This window comes from Vibrio sp. M260118 (assembly GCF_036533755.1).
GTDB lineage: Bacteria > Pseudomonadota > Gammaproteobacteria > Enterobacterales > Vibrionaceae > Vibrio.
Genome location: NZ_JATABG010000525.1, coordinates 1 through 1,836 on the forward strand (window position 1 = coordinate 1; position 1,836 = coordinate 1,836).

Consider the following 1,836-nt stretch of genomic DNA (forward strand, 5'->3'; position numbering starts at 1 on the left):
ATTTTGCGCTATAACTAAAGAAGTAGAGTGAAGCGATTTAGACTATGCCTGAAAGCCATAAAATTAACTCATTAGCGATCCGACAAGCCAAAACCGTGTTTCTAGTTTCAGTAATACTAGGGATGTGCTTTAGCTTGTATCAAATTGTGGTGGATTTTCATCAGGAACAGAAACGAATCGGCGAGTACTACCAATTTAAGCTTTTGCAAAACTACTCTAACGCTAGCCAAGCCGCCTACCATCTCAATCAACTTCTCGCAGAGCAAGTCGCTTCAAGTTTGATGATGGATCCTGCGATATACAAAGTGCATATCGTCGATGACTTTGGTGATACCTTGACGAAAAAAGAGCGCAATGTGCAAATGCAAAGCGGATTTGCCGAAGCTCTATCAGGATATTTGACCCCGACTTCGCCAGTCTACACCACAGAGCTTCATCAACCTAACTCACACGTGGTTGTCGGTACGCTGAGCTTCTCTGTTAATGGCGCTAACATCGCCAAAGATTTCATCTCTAGAACAAGTAAAATATTGCTGTTTGATCTGCTTAGGAACATCATTTTAACTTCGATATTGTTGATGTTCTTCTACCAAAAGCTGTCAAAACCCCTCGTTACTTTGATGGAATGGGTTCGCTCATTGCAAAACACCAAGCCCGATTTACCGCCTGCTGCTTTAAACCAAGGCGATGAGATTGGACAGTTAGCCAAAACGATTCATACCCTTTGGATTGAGCGAGAGGCGGCGTCGGCTCAGCTCAATCAACTGGCGTACTACGATTCTCTAACAGGCCTCTCAAACCGAAGCCTGTTGATGCAGATGCTCAAGAATTCTATCGAAGAGTCAAACAATACTAATCAAGCTGGCACCCTGTTCTATCTTGATTTGGACCGATTTAAAACCATCAATGACTCATTAGGCCATACCATTGGCGACAACCTACTGAAAGCGATAGCCAAACGAATCGAGGCTTGGATTCAGGAAGACTTTACTGCGGCTAGAATTGGTGGTGATGAGTTTGCCATTCTTCTCCCTAATACCGGCGCAGAGAAAGCGCGAGAGCTCGCTCAACAACTGCTGGCTCTTATCTCTAACCCATATTCGATTGATGACCACCAACTCTACTGTTCAGTCAGTGTCGGTATTGCAGTTTTTCCATCAGTAGGTAGCACTAACATAGATATACTTCGACAAGCAGATACAGCACTCTATCGTGCGAAAGTATCCGGTAAAAACAAATACATGTTCTATGAGCCTGAGATGCAAGCGCAGGTGGAATCTTTCCTCGAAGTCGAAAAAGGCCTACACGAAGCACTGAGCAAAGGTCAATTAGAGCTCTACTACCAACCTCAGGTCGATGACCAACACAAAATCATTGGCGTCGAAGCATTAATACGTTGGAACCACCCGGAAAAAGGCGTTCTTCCTCCAGGTGTGTTTATGCCCATAGCAGAAGAGACTGGGCAGATTATACAGATCGGTAACTGGATCATCGAACAAGCATGCTATCAGTTATCAGCATGGAAGAAACAAGGGGCTCTACCAGATTCATTCTATCGATTGGCGATTAACATCAGCCCACTGCAATTTTCACAACCGACATTTGTAGAGCACATCGTGGACTCATTGGCACAAGCTGATATTGATGGCGAGCTGATTGAACTGGAAATCACCGAAAACTTGTTACTTGAAAACGTTGACGCTGCGATTCAAAAAATCGCAGAGTTAAAAGGATACAAGATAAAAACATCAATTGATGATTTTGGTACTGGTTACTCGTCATTGCGTTACCTAAAGCACTTGTCGGTTGATGTACTCAAGATAGACCGCTCCTTTG

At 43.8% G+C, this 1,836-nt stretch carries 1 protein-coding gene; it reads left to right on the plus strand.

What is annotated here, in order from left to right; genetic code table 11:
- Positions 1 to 44 precede the first annotated feature (44 nt).
- Positions 45 to 1,836: putative bifunctional diguanylate cyclase/phosphodiesterase (locus tag QTO00_RS19170; RefSeq protein WP_331426170.1), on the plus strand; the 1,792-nt coding region annotated here is incomplete at its 3' end.